This is a genomic window from Pseudomonas sp. S9 (genome assembly GCF_000222125.1).
In the GTDB taxonomy this organism is placed as follows: Bacteria; Pseudomonadota; Gammaproteobacteria; order Pseudomonadales; family Pseudomonadaceae; genus Aquipseudomonas; species Aquipseudomonas segetis.
In genome coordinates, this window is record NZ_AFFX01000004.1 from 67,215 (window position 1) to 80,725 (window position 13,511).

A 13,511-nucleotide genomic window follows, 5' to 3' on the forward strand; every position below is an offset into this window, starting at 1 on the left:
GTGTTTTGCAAGCCGCGCGCATTCAGCTCGCGGAACCTGCCTTTACTTGACTTCTACCGCCAGGCTTTCGGTAATCTTCTTGTTCCAGATCGCCGGGCCTGTGATGTGCACGGACTCGCCCTGGGTGTCGACTGCAACAGTAACCGGCATGTCCTTGACCTCGAACTCGTAGATCGCCTCCATGCCCAGTTCGGCGAATGCCAGCACTTTGGACTTTTTGATCGCCTGCGACACCAGGTAGGCTGCGCCGCCGACAGCCATGAGGTACACCGCTTTGTTGTCCTTGATCGCTTCGATGGCGATTGGGCCGCGTTCGGATTTACCGATCATGCCCAGCAAGCCTGTGCTTTCGAGGATCTGGCGGGTGAACTTGTCCATCCGCGTCGCAGTGGTCGGGCCTGCCGGACCTACGACTTCGTCACCCACGGGATCAACCGGGCCCACGTAGTAGATGAAGCGACCTTTGAGGTCGACGGGCAGTTCTTCACCACGGTTAAGCATTTCAACCATGCGCTTGTGCGCGGCATCGCGACCGGTCAGCATCTTGCCGTTGAGCAAGACTGTTTCGCCTGGCTTCCAGCTTTGTACGTCTTCCGGGGTCAGGGTGTCGAGATTGACCCGGCGCGCCGATGGACCGGCTTCCCAGACGATTTCCGGGTAGGCGTCCAGCGATGGAGCTTCAAGCTCAGCAGGGCCGGAACCGTCGAGTACGAAGTGAGCGTGACGCGTGGCCGCGCAGTTGGGAATCATGCACACCGGCAGCGAGGCGGCATGGGTCGGGTAGTCCATGATCTTGACGTCGAGCACGGTGGTCAGACCACCAAGGCCCTGGGCACCGATACCCAGCTGATTGACCTTTTCAAACAGCTCAAGGCGCAATTCTTCAAGGCGGTTCTGCGGGCCGCGGGCCTTCAACTCGTGAATGTCGATCGACTCCATCAACACTTCCTTGGCCATCACTGCCGCTTTTTCAGCCGTGCCGCCAATGCCAATGCCAAGCATACCTGGTGGGCACCAGCCCGCACCCATGGTCGGCACGGTCTTGAGAACCCAGTCGACGATTGAGTCGGACGGGTTGAGCATGGCCATCTTCGACTTGTTCTCGGAGCCGCCGCCTTTGGCTGCGACGTCAACTTCTACCTTGTCGCCAGGCACGATGGAGAAGTGGATAACCGCTGGCGTGTTGTCCTTGGTGTTCTTGCGAGCGCCTGCCGGGTCCGCCAGGATTGAGGCGCGCAACACGTTTTCAGGCAAGTTATAGGCGCGGCGCACACCTTCGTTGATCATGTCGTCAACGCCCATGGTCGCACCATCCCAGCAACCATCCATACCCACGCGGATAAAGACAGTGACGATGCCGGTGTCCTGGCAGATCGGGCGATGCCCCGTCGCGCACATGCGCGAGTTGATCAGGATCTGGGCCATGGAGTCGCGTGCAGCCGGCGACTCTTCACGCAGGTAGGCTTCGTGCATCGCCTGAATGAAGTCAACGGGATGGTAGTAGGAGATGAACTGCAGGGCGTCTGCAACGCTCTGGATCAGATCGTCTTGCTTGATCACGGTCATGCTTGGCGCTCCTTTATTTGGGCAGGAACTTGATGGGTGCACCGATAGGGCTATCCGGTGTGCGTACGGTAAAAAAGGGCGCGTAGTATAGCGCGCAGCCAGGCTGGCGGGCACCCGCCTGATGCGGTTTAGATTCTGTACATCCGCGGCTAGTTAGTTGACAGAGTTAAAGGTACAGTAGTGGCAAGATGCCTTTATGGGATGGAGTCCATGAGTAAAAGTGCTCAAGCCCTTGCTAGCCGCACCCTGCAAAGCCTCATGCTGAAGCGCTTTGGTATGGCAGTCTTTACCTATTTTCTAGCGATGGCTCTGGGCACTGTCGCCTTTATCTACAATCACCTGGAGATACCGTTGAGCAATTTTCTATTGCTCAACGCTGGTGTTGTAATCAGCCAACTGGTGTTTCTGGGCCTGTTTCTTTCGGGTAGGAACCTGCTGTTCCAGGACCCCAGCCTGACCGAGCCGCAGGTGCTCGTTGGCTTGGTCCTGCAGACCCTGAGCCTGTCAATGCTCGATGACGCCCGGGGCCCGATGCTGATCATGTATGTACTGATCCTGATGTTCGGGGTTTTCCAACTAAGGCCAAAGGTGTTCGTGCGCTGTGCCATAGTGGCGTTTATCGGCTTTGCCGGTTTGAATATTGTTGAGGCCTACAATCTCAAGCTATCACGGCCGGAACTGGCGGTACTGGAGGTTTGTGTGCTCAGCGTGGCACTGGCCTGGCTGAGTCTGTTCGCCAGTTATGTGCACAGTATGCGCCAGCGCATGCGTCAACGCCGCTTCGCGCTGCAGGCTCACCAAGACACCTTGCGCGGGATGATGCGCCAGCTTGAAGACCTGGCCTCAACCGATGAACTCACAGGTCTGTTCAATCGTCGGCATTTCCTCAATATTGCCTCGCGTGAATTATCCAGCCTGCGCCGTGGGCACAAGCATGGCCTGGCGCTGATTGACCTGGATCATTTCAAGCGGATCAACGATATCCATGGCCACGCGTCTGGCGATAGGGTGCTGCAGACATTCGCCAGCGTGGCACAAACCTGCCTGCGTGATGGCGATGTAGTTGCGCGTTATGGCGGCGAAGAATTTGTGCTGCTTTTGCCCGACACCGAGCCTGACCACTTCGTCGCCTGTTGCGAGCGCTTGCGCGAGGCCTTTAGTCGGGCGGAGCCTTTAGGTATAAAGGTGGACAACCTCAGTCTATCGATTGGAATGACCTTGTTGGAAATGGGCGACGACCTCGACGAAGCGCTGCACCGAGCCGATCAAGCGCTGTACCAGGCCAAACGTACTGGCCGCAACCGCTGCGCGGCAGCCTGGGCCAGCGCGGATGCCTGAGCTGCGTGCGGCAGGGCAGGTATTCGACGTTGCACCGGCTGCAAACCTGCTCGATACCTTGCTCAAGAACGGCTTGAAGGTGCCCTACAGCTGTCGGGCAGGCAGTTGCCATGCCTGCATCGTGCGTTGTGTGGCTGGCGAACTGCATGACAACCAACCGCAGGCGCTGGATGCCCAAAGTCGGGCCCAAGGTTGGCGGCTGGCTTGCCAATGCCAGATTGTCACTGACCTGAGCATCGAGCTTTATGACCCGAATAAGCAGGCAAGGCGTGCAACCATTTCAGCATGCGATTGGCTCAGCACTGATGTATTGCGGCTGCGCCTGATCCCCGAGCAGCCCGTGGCTTACCGTGCCGGCCAGCATGTCTTGCTGTGGACGGCCGATGGCATTGCGCGGCCATATTCTTTTGCCAGCTTGCCCGAGGTCGATCCTTTTCTGGAGTTTCATATCGATTGTCGGCGTAGCGGGGCGTTTTCCAATGCGGCGCGCATGTTCAAGGTCGGTGAAGACTTGCATGTCGGCGTGGTGAGTGGTGGCGCCTTGCGCTACGAGCAGGATTGGCAGGAACGACCCTTGCTTCTACTGGCCGCAGGTACTGGACTGGCCCCTCTTTATGGCGTGCTGCGCGATGCCCTGGCGCATAATCATCAAGGCAGGATTCGGCTTATTCACAGTGCCCATGATACGCAGGGGTTGTATCTGCGCGAGCCTTTGAACGCTTTGCTGGCAAAGGCTTCTCAGCTGGAGATCCAGCAAGTCAGCACGGCTGAGTTGCCCGCGGCTTTGGCGCAACTGCGGCTTGTTTTCCCGCAAACACTGGCCTTAATCTGCGGTCAACCCGACAACGTCGAGTTGTTTGCGCGCAGCCTGTATATGGCAGGCGTGCCGCGTAACCAGACCTTTTCAGATATTTTCTTGCCGCACGCTTAGTCCTTTCATGCGCTTGCGGGCTGTTACCAGGAGTTCGCATGAGTGAGCACATACTGACTGAGCGTGAAGGCGCGGTGATGATTGTGCGTATGAATCGCCCGGAGAAAAAGAATGCGCTGACCCGGGCGATGTACAAAACCATGGCCGAGGTGCTGACCCGGGCCGATCAGGATGCCAGCGTTCGCAGTGTATTGATCACTGGCGGGCATGACTGCTTCACCAGCGGCAATGACGTTGCCGACTTTCTACAGGCTCCGCCGAATGGACTGAACAGTGAAGTGTTCATGTTTATGCAAGCCCTGTTTGACTTCACCAAACCTGTAGTCGCGGCTGTTTGTGGCCCAGCCGTGGGTATCGGGACGACCCTGCTCCTGCATTGTGACTTGGTTTATGCCAGCCGCGATGCGACCCTGAAGATGCCATTCGTGAGCCTGGGGCTTTGTCCTGAGTACGGTTCCAGCATGATTCTGCCGCAGTTGGTCGGTCAGGCAAAAGCTACCGAGCTATTGCTGTTGGGCAGCGCGTTCAGCGGCGAGCAGGCGGCTGCCTGGGGCATTGCCAATCAAGCGCTACATGATGGCGCGGCGACAACCGCCAAGGCCTTTGATATGGCCCAGCGTTTTAGCTCGCTACCGCCTACGGCACTGGCGGACAGTAAACGATTGATGCGAGCGCCCAATCGCGAGCAATTGCGCAAGGTGATTGTCGAGGAAGGTGAGTTGTTCAGCCAGCGCCTGCACTCGCCGGAAGCACGCGAAGCCATGACCGCCTTTATGCAGCGGCGTAAGCCTGACTTTTCTAATTTGTAGGCGCACCTGTTGCACCTTTGAGTGACCAGGCGCGGCAACACAGGATCACGCCCAGAATGCAAAGCTCGCCCGATGCATGCACCGGGCGAGCTTTGCGAGGCTTAGATCAATGCCTCGCCGACATGCAGGATCTTCATGCCGTTGGTGCCACCGATGGTGTGGTAGCTGTCGCCCTTGGTCAGGATGAACCAGCCGCCTGGCTCAACAACGCCGCGCTTGAGCAGTTCGTCCACCGCGGCCTGGCTGACTTGCTCGGGGGGCAGTTCAGCTGGGTCGAAGGGCACTGGGTAAACGCCGCGGAACATGGCTGCGCGTGCCTGTGTGCCACGGTGCGGTGAGAATGCATAGATAGGCACCGAGGAGCGAATCCGCGACATGATCAGTGGCGTGTAGCCGCTTTCGGTCAGGGCAATAATCGCTTTAACGCCCGGGAAGTGGTTGGCGGTGTACATCGCCGCCAGTGCAATGCTCTCGTCACAGCGCTGGAAACGCTCGCCCATGCGGTGTTTTGAGGTCTTGCTGGTTGGGTGTTTCTCGGCACCGGCACAAATACGGGCCATCGCCTGTACCGCTTCGAGCGGGTAGGCGCCAGCGGCGCTTTCTGCCGAAAGCATGACGGCGTCGGTGTAGTCGAGCACGGCGTTGGCAACGTCGGAAACCTCGGCGCGAGTTGGCATCGGGTTTTGAATCATCGACTCCATCATCTGCGTGGCAGTGATTACAGCCTTGTTGTGCGTTCGCGCATGCTGGATGATTTTCTTTTGAATGCCGACCAGCTCAGCGTCACCAATTTCAACGCCCAGGTCGCCACGGGCAACCATCACGGCATCGCTGGCGCGGATCAGGCCATCGAGGGTTTCGTCGTCGGCAACCGCTTCGGCACGTTCAATCTTGGCGACCAGCCAGGCAGTACCGCCCGACTCATCGCGCAGTTGGCGTGCGTATTCCATATCAGAGGCATCGCGCGGGAACGAGACTGCAAGGTAGTCCAGGTCCATTTCTGCGGCGAGCTTGATGTCTGCCTTGTCTTTTTCGGTCAGCGCTGGTGCGGTCAGGCCGCCACCGCGACGGTTGATACCCTTGTGGTCCGAGAGCGGGCCGCCAATCAGTACCGAGCAATGCAGGGCATCACCCGTGGCGGACTCAACGCGCATGACCACGCGGCCGTCGTCGAGCAGCAACTCGTCACCCACGCCGCAGTCTTTCACCAGGTCCGGGTAGTCGATTCCCACGATTTGTTGCGTACCTTCTGTCAGCGGGTGGCTGGTTGAGAAGGTGAAGGTGTCGCCAACCGCAAGCTCGATACGCTTGTTGGTAAATTTAGCGATACGAATCTTAGGGCCTTGCAAGTCTCCGAGCAGTGCTACGTGGCGGCCATGCTTGGCTGCCAGGTCACGAACCAGTTTGGCCCGTGCTTTATGCTCGTCGGGTGTTCCGTGGGAGAAGTTCAGGCGAGCGACATCAAGGCCAGCGAGAATCAGTTGTTCAAGCACCTCGGGCGAGTTGCTGGACGGGCCAAGTGTGGCAACGATTTTGGTACGACGAAAGGTCATGCACAGACTCCTTAGTTGAAGCTGGCTGGGAGGCTACTACGCTGTAAGGCTGTAGTCATTGTTCATCTGCACTACCGGCTTATTTAATCCGTCGCGGCCTGGAAACCACGGAAGAACTACTGCGCTAGCCTTTTTACAGATTGCCTTGGTTACACGAATGCAAACCGGGCATGTTATTGCCCGCCATGACGGGGTAAAGCTTGGTAGCACCCAATACCGCCAGTGCTACCTTGCCTATTTCCAGCCAAGGCAAGGGTTCTCGCGGTAAGAGTTTAGGCCTTTTAGGTTGCAGCTAATGTTCGTCAGCGCTTTGTGCTGAAGCTTTTTGCGAGCGTGCCGATAGCCTCTTCATTGAAGGAGAGAATATATGCGAACCCTATTGTTGATCGCACTGCTGATCGCCGTGTCGGGCTGTACGCGCTGGGCGCTTGATCGCCATCTGAACAGTGCCTATCAGGCCTATGACAAAGGCAATTGTGAGGCGGTGATGCTGGAATTGTCCCAGGCGGAGCGGTATAGCCGTTCCAGGCGCTATATACAGCCGGAGATCTCATTGCTGCGAGGGCAGTGTCTCGAGCGTCAGAACCTGTTTGTCGATGCCGCGCAGACCTATCAATTCATAATCAGTCGCTATCCGGCTAGCGAGTATGCATATCGTGCGCAAGCCCGGTTGCAAACGCTGAGTGAGCTGGGGCATAAAGTCACGCCGGCCAGGCTGAAAACAACTGGTACTTCGCTCTAGTGAAGGGAGCCGCATGCGCTCGGTTGGCAAGGTTCTCAATTTGCTGCGGTGAGGAATGTATGCGGTTGTTTGTATGGCTGTTGCTGTTGCCGGGATTGGCAACTGCAGAGATTTATCGATGGACCGACGCTAATGGCCAGGTGCATTTTGACCAGAGGCCAGTCGGGCAGGGCGCCGAGGTTGTCGAGGTAAAGCCGCAGGTCATCGAGCGTGACCAGGCCACCCGCAACAGTGAGCAGCGCTCTGAGCGATTTTATGATGCGCGCCGCCAGGAACAGGCCGAGGCAAACGCGGCTTCTGCCCAACGGCGCAATGAGCGGGCTGCGAAATGCCAGGCGTTACGCAATAACCTGGCGCAAATGCCGGAAGGTCGTCGTTATTACCGGGTTGAGGCTAATGGCGAGCGAAAGTAATACAGTGATGAGCAACTGGATAAGGCGCGCGCAAAATTGCGCAAACAGATAGCCAGTGATTGTCAATGAGCTGGTCTAAATACCCAAGTGCAGCCATACTAACTGACAAAAATAGCGATATGCCATCATGCCAATGCAGCGACACATTGAGCGCCACCAACTACCTTACTACTTGAAGGTATACAATCGCGTCACTGATAAACCTATGGGGTATATAGGCAACGTATCAGTTGACGGCATGTTACTGGTCAGTCAACTACCGATGCTGGTGGGTGGTCGCTTTGACATGCGGATCAAGATTCCGGGCCAGTCGGCACAATGCTTTATCGACTTTACTGCGACCTGCCAATGGTCCCGCGAGGATGTGACGCCAGGTTGCTATGACTCGGGGTTTTCCCTGGTTGCACCACCCACCGAGTACATCGAGATGGTTGAAGCACTTCGCGTCTACTTCAGCTTTCACCCGCTTTCGGCGTCTGCCTGAATCACTATCACACAAGCCACACAACTGCGTTGAGCCTTGCACACAGCTAAGGGTGGCTCGCAGTTCGCCAAACTGAAAACACCCTGCAAGCATAGCCTGCAGGGTGTCAGGATGACGCGTACCGCCGTTGCCGGCGGCCTTGATGCAGTTAGCTTAACTCGGCCTGGGCCATTTCTGGCTCGGTGAGTTGCAGAAGTCGGTCGCAGCGCGCCTGGACCTCGCGGTAGCGCTCGGCATCTGTCGCCAGCACATCACTCATTGCCGGGAAGATGGTGTTGAGCTTGTTGCTCCACTGCTCGGACTTGGCCTGCTCAGGGAAACAGCGACGGATGAGATCAAGCATGATCGAAACCGTCACCGATGCGCCTGGAGAGGCACCCAGAAGGGCCGCCAGAGAGCCATCAGCCGCAGCCACGAGTTCAGTACCAAATTGCAGGATACCGCCACGCTTGGGGTCTTTCTTGATGATCTGCACACGCTGGCCGGCAACTTCGAGGCGCCAGTCAGCCGGGTTCAGTTCAGGGTAGAAGCCGCGCAGGGTTTCAATGCGTTTCTCTTCCGACTGCAGCACTTCCTTGATCAGGTAGCGGGTCAGGTCGAAGTTATCGCGGGCAACGGCGAGCATCGGACCGATGTTGTTTGGCCGTACCGACAGCGGCAGGTCCATCAACGAGCCATGACGCAGGAATTTGGTCGAGAAACCTGCGTAGGGTCCGAACAGCAGGGATTTCTTGCCATCGACAACGCGGGTGTCCAGGTGAGGCACTGACATTGGCGGGGAGCCAACCGCTGCCTGGCTGTAGACCTTGGCTTGATGGTGCTTGACCACTTCAGGGTTGTCGCAGCGCAGCCATTGGCCGCTGACCGGGAAACCGCCAAAGCCTTCACCTTCAGGAATGCCTGATTTCTGCAGCAATGGCAGAGCCGCGCCGCCTGCGCCCAGGAAGACGAACTTGCTCTGTAGCTGGCGGGTGCTGCCATCTTTGGTGTGCTTGATGGTTACGCGCCAGCCATCACCGCTACGCTCAAGCCCGGTGACTTTCTGGTTGCACTTGATCAGCGCATCAGGCTGCTTGCTCAGGTGGTCGAGCAGATGCTTGGTCAAAGCCCCGAAGTTGACGTCGGTACCGGCCATCACACGGGTGGCTGCATTGCGCTCGTTCGGGTCGCGGCCAGGCATCATCAGCGGCATCCACTGTGCCATGGTTTCGCGATCTTCGGTGTATTCCATCTGCTCGAAGGCGTGATGCTTGCTCAACGCTTCGAAGCGGGTCTTGAGAAATGCAATACCCTTCTCGCCGCGCACGAAACTCAAGTGCGGCACCGGATTGATAAAGCTTTTCGGAGAGCCAAGGCTGCCTTGCTCAAGCAGGTAGGCCCAGAATTGCTTGGATTCCTCGAATTGAGTATTGATGGTGACCGATTTTTTGATGTCGATCGAACCATCCGCCGCCTCAGGCGTGTAGTTCAGTTCACACAGCCCAGCGTGGCCGGTGCCTGCGTTGTTCCAGGGATTGGAGCTTTCAACGGCTCCGGAGTCCATCAGTTCAACAATTTCAAGCTTGATGCTCGGGTCGAGTTCTTTCAAAAGCACGGCCAAGGTCGCACTCATGATACCGGCACCGACAAGCACCATATCTACTGCTTCGTAATCGTTTTGCGCCATTACCACTTCTCCAAAATCAGCACCCAAATCTCGGCTTATAGCCTTCGCGTGAAACTTCGCAGGTCAGCTGTAGCCGAGGTCTCCGCTGGCTTGGGGTTGAGTGATAACAGAGCGTTTACCATACGCAATGCTGTTCATATTCTCGCCACACTCTTGTGAAGTTGTTAAAACCGTTTTTTTCACGCTCTTTTGGAGTCGTGAACCTCAAAAGTTCGCGCCGCTGTTCGGCATATGTCAGCCGTTGGCTCAACCGATGCGGCACAAGATGCCAGCATTGTTGCACGACCAAGCAATTGATTGCAGCCAAAGCAGGGTGCGAAGTGGGCGACTCTCTGGGGCATTGCCGATGGCTTGTGCATCAGCGGGACGGCGAGGCCGATCAGGAGGCGTCCTTATAATCGGGGCGCGATTATAAGGCGAAAGCGGAAAAATTGATCGTCTCGTGTGACTTTTATTCTTCCGCCGGTCAGGCAGCCAACGGTTTTTTGCGATTTGAGTATGTGACGACCGGTGCGATTCTGGCGTATGGCGGCAATGGTTGATTGAGCCAGTTGAGGTGTAGCTCGGCAATCTCAACCCAGCCAACGCCAGACGGGGCCTGGGTTGACTGCCTGAAGGCTCGGCACAGGCCATAGCTATCGAGCAGCGCAAAGGTACGGACTGGGCGGTGTGGTGCGAACAGCGAACGCAATAATGACATGGCTAATACCTCGCTTTCACAAAGACTAAGGTTCCTCGGAAAACTGCTGTTGTGGCTATCACTGGGACAGTTCATGCCAGGCGACCGTGGATGGTGGTCGTAGAGGCTTGTACCAGTGGCGCTTGTTGCGCCTTCTGAAGACCTTGAAGGTTTTATCCCACAAGCGCATTACAAGGCGATTACAGGAACCGGTGGTGGCCTTTTGCAGTCTTAGTGCTTGACGCTGTTAGCCCACCCGCTGGCTGGGTATACTGCCGGCAACTTTTTGCGTCTCAAATTAGGGAGAAACGAGCATGCTGCACCGCCTGTTTATTGGTCTGTTAGCTGTAGCGAGCCTGACATTGGCTGGCTGCGCACTCAGCCCTCAACAACTTAATCCCGATCCTAAGCTGACCGGCCCGCTGACAGCCGTTGGTCGCGGCCAGCCGGTTGTGGTCCGTGTGGTTGATGGTCGGCCGTCCCCGGTGCTGGGTACGCGTGGTGGCTTGTACCCGGAAACCAGTTCGATTTCCGTTTCGTCCAACAGCATAGTTCCCAAGCTCCAAGCCCAGGCTGAGGCCGCCGTGCGCCTGCTTGGCTTCACACCGACGGCCAATGCCGTCAATGCACCGACCCTGACCCTGACCTTGGCTGATCTGAAGTTCCAGTCGCCCAAGGACAACATGTTCGTCAATGAGTCTGACATCAGCGCAACCATTCGTGCTGAAGTGCAGAACAGCACCCGTCGCTACACCGGGCGTTACGGCGCTTCGCTGAACCAGCGTTCCGGAACTGCGCCGAATCAGGAAACCAACACCAAGTTGGTCAGCGATGTACTGAGCGATGCGCTGACGCGCAGTTTCAAAGATCCGACTATTGGCCAGATCCTGGCTCAGTAAGCATGGAAACCTCTGCAAATCGTTGTGCTAGAGGTTCTTGGTCGAGTAACAGCAAAAAGCCCGCATTCGCGGGCTTTTTGCTGGGTGTTTAACCGTTTTCATGCGGCGTCGTCATAGAGTTCGGGCAGGCTGAAGCCTGTGTGCATGTCGATATCGGGCAGGTCGTAATGTTCATGACCGCCCATTGAGCAGTACACCAGCCAGTGATTGTCCTGGACGTTGAAAGAAAGCTCGTCGATCACATCGTCCACTTCGTCCAGCGATTCGATCATGTAATCGTGGTCAACAGGTTGTGGGTTGAGCATGACAGTTTCCTCTTCTCTAACCTAGGAGGCGCGCCGCGCAGTATTGCGTGAGTGCGTAGCATGGAGGATTCAAACATTAGGCCAGTTATATGACGATTTTCAGACAGCTTTGATCTGAAATTTTCATTCGTCGGAAGTGAATCATCTAAGCGACGGGTTCGCGTAAACTGCAGCGCTTTATTGCGGGCCTTTCAGGGCGTCGAGGGCTTTGATGCCGATGTTCAAGCCCCGCTGAAACAGGGCTGCAGGCAGTTCGATCCAATGGTCTCAAGCGTAAATGGCGTGACCTGGTCCAGGCTTTTTCGGCAGTTTCGGGGTGATTTGTCCCCTTGCTGGTGCAGGCGATTGCAAGTTGCACCAACTTAGATGTGGAGATGTGGATGTTCTTGCAGGCGTTATGGTCGTTGTTTTTGGCATATCCAGGGCGAACGCTTAATAGCTTGGCGTTGTTCTTTGCCCTGGCTGGCGCTGCGTTGCTACTGATGACCCGTTTCCGTGAGCAGCGTGCGTTGGCGCGTATGGCCGGCTGCGATGCAGAGGAGCAAGCTGATGGTGCGGCAATGATTGAGCTGCCGACCCAGCGTTTGAATCCGTTTTTTTACAGCTTCGCCAGTGCGGCGCTGGTGCTCGGCTTGCTTTTGTCCGAGTTGAGCACACGATTTTAGGACATCTCTGAAAACAACCGCGCGGGCCAATGTTGATCCATCCCGTTGCTTGTCGTGCCTTGTCCGGTTTTCGCGAGCTCGCTATTCAAGGGGCTCCTTTGGTGTTTCCAGAGTCAAAAAAGGCAGCCATCAGGCTGCCTTTTTTGATTAAGCGCACTGGCTTATAAGGCCAGCCCCGCCTTGACCCGGTATTGGTTGCGTACCGGGTTGGCGTATTGCAGGATCAGGTACGGCTGCTGTTCAGCCGGGCAAGCGGCCAAGCGCTTTTGCCACTGCTCTTTGGCAGTATCAAGCTCGTCCTTGCCGAACAGTTCAGCAGCTGTCGGCACCTCTAGTTGTGGGTCACGTTGGGCCCACATTTCGTAAGCCAGGTAGTGGACCGGGAACAAGCGGTAGTCGCCGAGGATGCATTGATCCATTTTTAGCGCCAGTTGCTTGCTGTCTTCGCACTCGTCTTCTATCGGCTTGCCAAAGTGGATATGCACGCGACCTTTGTAGCCTGTGATGCCCAGTGCGATGCTCAGGTCATCTTCGCCCGCGGCCTTTTCATAGCTGCCGGTGGTTGCGCGGATATACAGCTCGCGTGCTTTCGCCAGATCGCAGGGATCGTATTCATAGCTGATCGACACCGGGGTCAGCTTCAGTGAGCGGATCACGTCACCGAACGGCTCGGTTTTGCGACTCATATGAAACATCTTGAGGATTGCCGAGTCAGTTCTGTCGTCACCGTCCTTGGCACGGCCTTCGGCCTGGGCGATCCAGATCGATTCGCAGTCATTGACAATCGAGTGGCTGATATAGGCCGAGAGCAATTGGTAGGCTGCCATTTTCTCGCGGCGGCCACTGATCGTGCGGTGCACGATAAAACTCTTATTAAGGCGCATCAGGTCGCTGACGAAAGGCTTTTGCAGCAGGTTGTCGCCAATCGCGATTCGTGGTGTCGGTAGGCCTGCGTGGTATACGGCGTAGTTGACGAACGCCGGGTCCATGACGATGTCGCGGTGGTTGGCAAGCAGTAAATAGGCACTGCCGCGCTTGAGCCCTTCAACACCTGAATAGGTGACGCCGTCGGTGGCATCTTCAATCGAGCGGTCGACATAGGGCTCAACTTTGTCCTGCAGCGCAGAGACAGAATTGACGCCAATAAACTCTTTGCGCAGCCGATAGGCTATAAGTGGTTTAAGCAACCAACCGAATGACTTGGCCAAGCGCGGGAAACGGAACTGGGTGAGGATGCCGAGAAATACGTCGTCCGCAAGCAAGCGCGCCAGAACGGCGGGAACTTCTGCGTCGGCGTAGGGCCGTATGGAATCGAATTCGCCCATCATGATCTCATGTGATTAGCTGGCAACCTGCTGCCAGGCTTTGAAGTAAAGGTCCTGCAAGTACTGCGAATCTGCATCGAGGCGCATATCAACAGTAAGTGCATGGGCTTGCAATAGACCCGCCATTATACGCTCA

14 protein-coding genes are annotated in these 13,511 nt (G+C 56.7%); 8 read left to right on the forward strand and 6 right to left on the reverse strand.

The features are described from left to right. Positions 1-42 precede the first annotated feature (42 nt). Positions 43-1,566 (reverse strand): fumarate hydratase, encoded by a 1,524-nt coding sequence (locus PSES9_RS0109315; protein WP_010486293.1) that lies wholly within the window; start codon positions 1,564-1,566, stop codon positions 43-45. 210 nt (positions 1,567-1,776) lie between these two features. On the opposite strand from PSES9_RS0109315, the gene PSES9_RS0109320 reads away from it, so the two are divergent. From PSES9_RS0109320 to PSES9_RS0109330, 3 genes are read left to right on the forward strand one after another with little or no spacing between them, the layout of a single operon-like run. Beyond that, positions 1,777-2,904 carry a GGDEF domain-containing protein gene (locus tag PSES9_RS0109320; protein WP_010486294.1) on the forward strand — a complete coding sequence of 376 codons (1,128 nt, stop codon included), beginning with the start codon at positions 1,777-1,779 and terminating at the stop codon, positions 2,902-2,904. After that, entirely contained in the window at positions 2,897-3,835 is a 939-nt protein-coding gene (locus PSES9_RS0109325; RefSeq protein ID WP_010486296.1) for an iron-sulfur-binding ferredoxin reductase, read from the forward strand. The genes PSES9_RS0109320 and PSES9_RS0109325 overlap by 8 nt, the downstream gene beginning before the upstream one ends. Positions 3,836-3,873: 38 nt before the next feature. Then, positions 3,874-4,644, forward strand: coding sequence for an enoyl-CoA hydratase (locus PSES9_RS0109330; RefSeq protein WP_010486298.1), 771 nt, complete (start codon positions 3,874-3,876; stop codon positions 4,642-4,644). 101 nt (positions 4,645-4,745) lie between these two features. On the opposite strand, the gene pyk is transcribed toward PSES9_RS0109330, so the two are convergent. Next, positions 4,746-6,197 (reverse strand): pyruvate kinase, encoded by a 1,452-nt coding sequence (pyk, locus tag PSES9_RS0109335; protein ID WP_010486300.1) that lies wholly within the window; start codon positions 6,195-6,197, stop codon positions 4,746-4,748. A 367-nt stretch (positions 6,198-6,564) separates the two neighbouring features. Here pyk and PSES9_RS0109340 point away from each other — a divergent pair, with 367 nt between their 5' ends. The 3 genes from PSES9_RS0109340 to PSES9_RS0109350 all read left to right on the forward strand — a co-directional run bounded on the left by PSES9_RS0109340 (position 6,565) and on the right by PSES9_RS0109350 (position 7,836). Further along, the gene (locus PSES9_RS0109340) at positions 6,565-6,939 is read left to right on the forward strand and encodes a tetratricopeptide repeat protein (RefSeq protein ID WP_010486301.1); all 375 of its coding nucleotides are present in this window, start codon (positions 6,565-6,567) and stop codon (positions 6,937-6,939) included. Positions 6,940-6,998: 59 nt separating this feature from the next. Continuing rightward, a complete protein-coding gene (locus tag PSES9_RS23275; protein WP_010486303.1) occupies positions 6,999-7,352 on the forward strand; it encodes a DUF4124 domain-containing protein in 354 nt (117 codons plus the stop codon). Between the two features lie 127 nt (positions 7,353-7,479). After that, positions 7,480-7,836, forward strand: a complete 357-nt coding sequence (locus PSES9_RS0109350; protein ID WP_010486305.1) for a PilZ domain-containing protein — start codon at positions 7,480-7,482, stop codon at positions 7,834-7,836. Between the two features lie 148 nt (positions 7,837-7,984). Here PSES9_RS0109350 and mqo read toward each other — a convergent pair whose 3' ends face one another. Together mqo and PSES9_RS0109360 are read right to left on the reverse strand one after the other, a co-directional pair. After that, positions 7,985-9,502, reverse strand: coding sequence for a malate dehydrogenase (quinone) (gene mqo / locus PSES9_RS0109355; protein ID WP_010486306.1), 1,518 nt, complete (start codon positions 9,500-9,502; stop codon positions 7,985-7,987). A gap of 466 nt (positions 9,503-9,968) precedes the next feature. Continuing rightward, complete coding sequence (locus tag PSES9_RS0109360; protein ID WP_010486308.1) at positions 9,969-10,202, reverse strand: hypothetical protein; 234 nt, start codon at positions 10,200-10,202, stop codon at positions 9,969-9,971. Between the two features lie 293 nt (positions 10,203-10,495). Between PSES9_RS0109360 and PSES9_RS0109365 the strand changes: the two genes are divergently transcribed. Further along, on the forward strand, positions 10,496-11,080 hold the full coding sequence (locus tag PSES9_RS0109365; RefSeq protein WP_010486310.1) for a YajG family lipoprotein: 585 nt from the start codon (positions 10,496-10,498) through the stop codon (positions 11,078-11,080). Positions 11,081-11,178: 98 nt separating this feature from the next. Here PSES9_RS0109365 and PSES9_RS0109370 read toward each other — a convergent pair whose 3' ends face one another. Next, on the reverse strand, positions 11,179-11,385 hold the full coding sequence (locus PSES9_RS0109370; RefSeq protein ID WP_010486314.1) for a hypothetical protein: 207 nt from the start codon (positions 11,383-11,385) through the stop codon (positions 11,179-11,181). A gap of 380 nt (positions 11,386-11,765) precedes the next feature. Here PSES9_RS0109370 and PSES9_RS0109375 point away from each other — a divergent pair, with 380 nt between their 5' ends. After that, the gene (locus PSES9_RS0109375; RefSeq protein WP_010486316.1) at positions 11,766-12,050 is read left to right on the forward strand and encodes a hypothetical protein; all 285 of its coding nucleotides are present in this window, start codon (positions 11,766-11,768) and stop codon (positions 12,048-12,050) included. A 161-nt stretch (positions 12,051-12,211) separates the two neighbouring features. Here PSES9_RS0109375 and PSES9_RS0109380 read toward each other — a convergent pair whose 3' ends face one another. Beyond that, positions 12,212-13,375: a 1-acyl-sn-glycerol-3-phosphate acyltransferase gene (locus PSES9_RS0109380; protein WP_029529462.1), complete on the reverse strand. Its 1,164-nt coding sequence runs from the start codon at positions 13,373-13,375 to the stop codon at positions 12,212-12,214. Between the last annotated feature and the right edge of the window lie 136 nt (positions 13,376-13,511).

Coding starts and splice junctions, on each gene's coding strand:
- PSES9_RS0109315 (WP_010486293.1), bottom strand. CDS start 1,566: ATGACCGTGATCAAGCAAGACGATCTGATCCAGAGCGTTGCAGACGCC.
- PSES9_RS0109320 (WP_010486294.1), top strand. CDS start 1,777: ATGAGTAAAAGTGCTCAAGCCCTTGCTAGCCGCACCCTGCAAAGCCTC.
- PSES9_RS0109325 (WP_010486296.1), top strand. CDS start 2,897: ATGCCTGAGCTGCGTGCGGCAGGGCAGGTATTCGACGTTGCACCGGCT.
- PSES9_RS0109330 (WP_010486298.1), top strand. CDS start 3,874: ATGAGTGAGCACATACTGACTGAGCGTGAAGGCGCGGTGATGATTGTG.
- pyk (WP_010486300.1), bottom strand. CDS start 6,197: ATGACCTTTCGTCGTACCAAAATCGTTGCCACACTTGGCCCGTCCAGC.
- PSES9_RS0109340 (WP_010486301.1), top strand. CDS start 6,565: ATGCGAACCCTATTGTTGATCGCACTGCTGATCGCCGTGTCGGGCTGT.
- PSES9_RS23275 (WP_010486303.1), top strand. CDS start 6,999: ATGCGGTTGTTTGTATGGCTGTTGCTGTTGCCGGGATTGGCAACTGCA.
- PSES9_RS0109350 (WP_010486305.1), top strand. CDS start 7,480: ATGCCAATGCAGCGACACATTGAGCGCCACCAACTACCTTACTACTTG.
- mqo (WP_010486306.1), bottom strand. CDS start 9,502: ATGGCGCAAAACGATTACGAAGCAGTAGATATGGTGCTTGTCGGTGCC.
- PSES9_RS0109360 (WP_010486308.1), bottom strand. CDS start 10,202: ATGTCATTATTGCGTTCGCTGTTCGCACCACACCGCCCAGTCCGTACC.
- PSES9_RS0109365 (WP_010486310.1), top strand. CDS start 10,496: ATGCTGCACCGCCTGTTTATTGGTCTGTTAGCTGTAGCGAGCCTGACA.
- PSES9_RS0109370 (WP_010486314.1), bottom strand. CDS start 11,385: ATGCTCAACCCACAACCTGTTGACCACGATTACATGATCGAATCGCTG.
- PSES9_RS0109375 (WP_010486316.1), top strand. CDS start 11,766: ATGTTCTTGCAGGCGTTATGGTCGTTGTTTTTGGCATATCCAGGGCGA.
- PSES9_RS0109380 (WP_029529462.1), bottom strand. CDS start 13,375: ATGGGCGAATTCGATTCCATACGGCCCTACGCCGACGCAGAAGTTCCC.